The organism is Adlercreutzia sp. DFI.6.23 (assembly GCF_024462535.1).
Lineage (GTDB): Bacteria > Actinomycetota > Coriobacteriia > Coriobacteriales > Eggerthellaceae > Adlercreutzia > Adlercreutzia rubneri.
Genome location: NZ_JANGBP010000820.1, coordinates 1 through 287 on the forward strand (window position 1 = coordinate 1; position 287 = coordinate 287).

Annotated in this window: 1 protein-coding gene; it reads left to right on the forward strand. The window is 65.2% G+C overall.

Annotation, left to right across the window (positions count from 1 at the left end; all coding sequences use genetic code 11):
* On the forward strand, positions 1–251 hold a 251-nt coding region (locus NE591_RS15590), incomplete at its 5' end, for a triose-phosphate isomerase (protein WP_256157141.1).
* Positions 252–287: the final 36 nt, after the last annotated feature.

The following is a 287-nucleotide window of genomic DNA, read 5'->3' on the forward strand; positions in this document are numbered from 1 at the left end:
CCTATGCCGGCATGGACGCGGCCGACGCCGCCCGTACCGTTGTGGCCTACGAGCCGGTGTGGGCCATCGGCACGGGTCGCACGGCCACCGAATCCGGCGCCACATTCGACTGGATCAGCGACTCCATCGCCGAGTTCGGCGCGACGCCCTATTTCGAATACGACGTGGACGAGGGTACCCACGGCGTGTGGCCGGTGTATCCCACCGATCACGGCTTCCACTACACCTATACCACGATGATCTTCCTCTAGGCACCTCGCTTTCGCAGAGCGCTGCGTGCGACAGGG